The 4,478-nt window shown below is 65.3% G+C and carries 5 protein-coding genes and 2 pseudogenes; 2 read left to right on the top strand and 5 right to left on the bottom strand.

The features are described 5' to 3' along the window. Nucleotides 1-854, bottom strand: an 854-nt coding sequence (locus tag X741_RS136570) for an ATP-binding protein (RefSeq protein ID WP_023781014.1), incomplete at its 3' end; no start/stop codon positions are given. Between the two features lie 279 nt (nt 855-1,133). Beyond that, nucleotides 1,134-1,790, bottom strand: coding sequence for a glutathione S-transferase family protein (locus tag X741_RS136575; RefSeq protein WP_031250822.1), 657 nt, complete (start codon nt 1,788-1,790; stop codon nt 1,134-1,136). A 171-nt stretch (nt 1,791-1,961) separates the two neighbouring features. On the opposite strand from X741_RS136575, the gene X741_RS136580 reads away from it, so the two are divergent. After that, on the top strand, nt 1,962-2,270 hold the full coding sequence (locus tag X741_RS136580; protein WP_013894419.1) for a hypothetical protein: 309 nt from the start codon (nt 1,962-1,964) through the stop codon (nt 2,268-2,270). A gap of 82 nt (nt 2,271-2,352) precedes the next feature. Then, nucleotides 2,353-2,481, top strand: a pseudogene (locus X741_RS1000000169430) (DUF559 domain-containing protein); the annotation flags it as partial. A 98-nt stretch (nt 2,482-2,579) separates the two neighbouring features. Here the strand turns inward: X741_RS1000000169430 and X741_RS136585 are convergent. The 3 genes and pseudogenes from X741_RS136585 to X741_RS0136430 all read right to left on the bottom strand — a co-directional run. Continuing rightward, nucleotides 2,580-3,410, bottom strand: a complete 831-nt coding sequence (locus tag X741_RS136585) for an aldo/keto reductase (protein ID WP_023781011.1) — start codon at nt 3,408-3,410, stop codon at nt 2,580-2,582. A 142-nt stretch (nt 3,411-3,552) separates the two neighbouring features. Next, entirely contained in the window at nt 3,553-4,185 is a 633-nt protein-coding gene (locus X741_RS136590) for a PQQ-binding-like beta-propeller repeat protein (protein ID WP_023781010.1), read from the bottom strand. A gap of 34 nt (nt 4,186-4,219) precedes the next feature. Further along, a pseudogene (locus X741_RS0136430) lies at nt 4,220-4,478 on the bottom strand (helix-turn-helix domain-containing protein); the annotation flags it as partial.

Raw genomic sequence — 4,478 nt, 5'->3', positions numbered from 1 at the left:
GGCGGGGCGGCCAGGATGACGGCGCGGGCATCCTCGAGCGCGGATTCCGGCAGCGGCATCAACCGCGGCGTGCCGTTGCGCGGGCTGGTATCGGTCGGGCCGATGCGCAGGCCGAGCGGCCGGCGCGACAGTGCCGGACCCAGCGCCATGAACTGCCCGCGCTCCAGGTCTCGGAAAGCCTCGGCCTGCCGCCGCTCCATGCCCAGGAGGTCGGCGGCGCGCGCCATGTCGATGTCGAGAAAGGTGCGGCCCATGAGGAAATTGGAGGCCTCGGCGGCGACGTTCTTGGCAAGCTTGGCCAGCCGCTGCGTGGCGATGATGCCGGCGAGCCCCCGCTTGCGGCCACGGCACATCAGGTTGGTCATCGCGCCGAGCGACAGTTTGCGCGCTTCGTCCGAAACCTCGCCGGCCACGGCCGGCGCGAACAACTGCGCCTCGTCCACCACCACCAGCATCGGATACCAGTGGTCGCGGGCGACCTCGAACAGCCCGCCGAGGAAGGCGGCGGCGCGCCGCATCTGGTTCTCGGCATCGAGCCCTTCGAGATTGAGCACGGTCGAGACGCGGTGGATGCGCGCCCGCTCCCCGGCGGCCTGCAAGCCGCGCTCGGTATGCTCCTCGGCATCGATCACCAGATGGCCGTAGCGGTCGCCCAGCGATACGAAGTCGCCTTCCGGGTCGACGATGGTCTGCTGCACCCAAGGCGCGCTCTGCTCCAGCAGCCGGCGCAGGAGGTGCGACTTGCCGGAGCCCGAATTGCCCTGCACCAGAAGCCGGGTCGCCAGCAGCTCCTCGAGATCGAGCGTCGCCGGGGCGCCCGCCATCGTGTTTCCCATCTCGATCGCAACGGTCATGCCAGACTCATCAGCTCCTTCGCAGACGGGCTTATCAACCGGAGCATGGCCCGTCGAGCACCGATGGCCGGCAGGCCGACGTTGCGCACAGCCGCGAGAGATGCCGTTAGCCGGATGGAGCCTGTGGATAGTAACCGGTTGTTCACCATGGGCCGGTGTTCAAATTGAAGATGCCGGACATCCGCGTAGCCTGACTTTGCATCGCGCCCCAACGTGGTGCGTCCCAACCCCCGCCCGGCGACCGGCGTTTTCAAGTTTCCTTTGTGTATACGCCGGTCGTCAGTTCCAGCCATCACCCTGCCGCGGCACCGGCGGCAAGGGCGGTGCATCCAGCCCGTTGAACGGGTCGCGCCAGGCTTCGATCGCTTCGAGCCGGCGATACCAGCCGGCAAGGACGGGATAATCACCGAGCGGCAGGCCGCCGACATCGTTGAACGGCAGGAACGTCGCCATGCGGAAATCGGCGTAGGAGACCCGGGCCCCGACCAGCCATTGCCGCCCGGCCAGCGCCGCCTGCAGGATCGCCGCCATCGTGTGGAACAGCTTCAGCCCCTCCTCAACCAGTTGGCGATCGATTGGGCCCAAATGATAGCGCTGCTTGGTGCCACGCTCGAAATGCACCATGTCGCAGGCCCGCGCGAAGTTCTCCTTGCCCCAGCTCAGCCAGCGGATCATATCGGGTTCATCATCGCCAGTGCGCCAGAAATTGGATCCGACATCGCGCGACAGCCGGCAGGCGATGGCGTCCGCCTCCCACAGGCTGCCTCCCGGCCACACCAGTATCGGCAGCGAAAGATTGGGATTGAGCGGCCGAAATCGCTCCGCTTGCCCTGGCGCGAAGGGTGACGCGAATCCGAAGGTCACATCAGCCTTGAGGTAACGCGCAACCGCGACCGCCAGGCGCGGATTGGGATTGCGGCTGAAGTAGAGTTTCATTTCGCCCCCAGCCAGCATCGGCTCGATCTCGTCACTCATATGCTCTCCTTGTCCTGGCGAGTATCGCCAAGCCCAGGACGGCTGTGGCCGGTATAATCCTACAAAGTTTGGGTTGACCGCCTCCGATGGCGAGGCGACACTTCATCTCGTACCAAGGCAGGAGGAAATGCGATGGACGAGCCCGAACGGTGGCGCCACATGTCGACGGCGCCCAAGGACGGCAGCCGGATCCTGGTCACGGTCCGCCCGTCCGAACAGGGGCCGGCCGAAGTCGACCTCGCCTACTGGGCACGCGGCGACCAGTTCGCCGGCGAAGGCTGGCGCGCATCGGATTCCTCGCCGGGCCGCGTCGTCGAATACGCCGAGCCGGAACTCAAATGCTGGATGCCCCTGCCCTCCGCCAATCTCAGCCGCGGCGGCTCGATGCCGGCCCCCTGGGAAGGCGAAGACGCACAGCAATTGGACGGATCCGGGATTTAGCACAAAGGGCGAAGCTGCCAATCTCTCTCCTCGTGGGGGAGATGTCCGGCAGGACAGAGGGGGGCGCCGTAGGGCGCAAACTTCAAGGTCCATGCGTCTGGAACAGGACGGCTGGAGCGTGCTGCGGTTCTGCAACGACGATGTGATTCGCGACATCGACAATGTCTGCCAACATATTGTCATCGCTGCTGATTTGGGCGGCACAAACTGATATGCCGGCGGAACAGCGCCCCCCTCTGCCTTGCCGGGCATCTCCCCCACTTGGGGGGAGATTGGCCGCTTCGCCGCCGGCTCCTTCAGGTCAAACTTTTAAAACAAAAACGCCGCCGTGGCGGGGTTCGGTCCGTTGCGGCCGTCAGCCGAATCCATGCCCCGGATCGTCTCCAGGTCCTGCGCGTCCAACTCGAAATCGAAGACATCGAAATTCGCCGCGACGCGGTCCTGGTGGATAGACTTCGGGATCACGATCAGCCCTTCCTGGAGGTGCCAGCGGATCATCGTCTGCGCGGCGGATTTGCCGTGCTTTTTGGCGATGCTCGCGATGGTCGGGTCGCTGAGCAGACGGCCGCTGCCCAGCGGGCTCCAGCTTTCGGTGTGGATGTTATGCCCGGCATGGAAATCCCTGAGCGCGCGTTGCTGGAAGCGCGGATGCAATTCGATCTGGTTGACGACGGGCGTCACGCCCGTCTCGCCGATGATGCGCTCCAGATGGTCCTGGTTGAAATTCGAAACGCCGATCGACTTGATGCGGCCGGCCTTTTTGAGTTCGATGAGGGTCTTCCACGCCTCGACATATTTGTCCTGGCTGGGCACCGGCCAGTGGATCAGGAACAGGTCGAGCTGCTCGATGCCGAGCTTCTTCATCGTGTCGTCGAAGGCCGTGAGAGCCGCGTCGCGCTGGTGGGCGCCGTTGCGCAGCTTCGAGGTGATGAACAGCTCGCTTCTCGCCACATCGGAAGCGCGGATCGCCTCGCCGACCCCCTCCTCGTTCTGGTAGCCTTCGGCTGTGTCGATCAGCCGGTAACCCGCCTTGATTGCCCAGCCTACCACTTGCGCGGTGATGCCGGCATCGACCTGCCAGACGCCAAGGCCAAGCTGTGGAATGGCGGCACCATCGTTCAATGTGATCTGTTCTGGCATGGTCAGGTCCTTTGCGAAGAAATGTCCGGGCGGTCGCCCAACGCAGCCTATCTAGGGACCTCCCTGGACAACGGCCAGTCGTCGGCGGACAAAATCCCGGCACGGACCTGAGGTGCCGGTTGTCTCCGACAGAGCACCCGGCTCATTTTGGCCGGCGCACCGCCCGCACCACGCCGGCGGATGTGCTGCCGCAGAACAGGCGGTCGCCGCCATCGGATTCCAGCCCCGAGACACCCATGCCCGCCGGCATGTCGAGCGTCTCCAGAACCTTGCCGGTTTGCGGGTCGACACGGCGCAAATCGCTCTCGTCGCCTTCCCAGGTGGCGTGCCACAATTCGCCATCCACCCAGGTCACCCCGGTGACGAAGCGGTTGGATTCGATGGTGCGCAGGATCGTCCCGGTCTCCGGGTCGATTTGGTGGATCTTGCGCTCGCGGTACTGCCCCACCCAGAGCGTCCCTTCGGCCCAGGTCAGCCCGGAGTCGCGGCCGCCGCCGGGCGCGGGAATGGTGGCCAGAACCGCCCCGGTATCCGGGTCGATCTTATGGATGCTATCATTGGCGAGCTGGAAGAAGTGCTTGCCGTCATAGGCAGTGCCGGCATGGGCCGCGACATCGATCGAACGCAACGCCTGCCCGCTCTGCGGATCGAAGGCGTTCAGCCTGTCGCCCGAGGCAAACCAGACATTGTTGCCGTCAAAACTCACGCCATGCACGCTGTTCACCCCCGGAAAGGGTCCGTATTCGCGCAGGATTTCGGCCGCTGAATGTTTCATGTCTTTGTCCTCGATTGTGGTCGTTCATCCCTTCCTACCCTTGCGGGAGCGGTGCCGGGAGTAACAAGGTGGTCGTGAAACCCGCCACCGGCGGCGTCATCCAGCGGCGCGCCCTGCCGTGGCCGAAAGACTGCACCTTGCCGGTCTCGGCGAGCGGCTCCAGCGCCCTCTGCACGCTGCGCTGGCCGGTTCCGAGCGCCAGCGCCAGGGCCGAGCTCGACCAGGCTTCGCCGTCGGCGAGCAAGGCCAGCACGGCCGCGTGCCGCTCCTCGATCGGCCGCGCCAGAACCATC

The sequence above is a fragment of the Mesorhizobium sp. LNHC221B00 genome (genome assembly GCF_000502935.1).
Lineage (GTDB): Bacteria > Pseudomonadota > Alphaproteobacteria > Rhizobiales > Rhizobiaceae > Mesorhizobium > Mesorhizobium opportunistum.
Note: the sequence above shows the minus strand (reverse complement) of the source record. Positions and strands in the feature narration are given on the sequence as shown.

Bases quoted from the DNA above. Each gene is read 5' to 3' on its own strand.
- X741_RS136575 (WP_031250822.1), bottom strand. From the start codon at position 1,790: ATGAAACTCTACTTCAGCCGCAATCCCAATCCGCGCCTGGCGGTCGCG.
- X741_RS136580 (WP_013894419.1), top strand. From the start codon at position 1,962: ATGGACGAGCCCGAACGGTGGCGCCACATGTCGACGGCGCCCAAGGAC.
- X741_RS136585 (WP_023781011.1), bottom strand. From the start codon at position 3,410: ATGCCAGAACAGATCACATTGAACGATGGTGCCGCCATTCCACAGCTT.
- X741_RS136590 (WP_023781010.1), bottom strand. From the start codon at position 4,185: ATGAAACATTCAGCGGCCGAAATCCTGCGCGAATACGGACCCTTTCCG.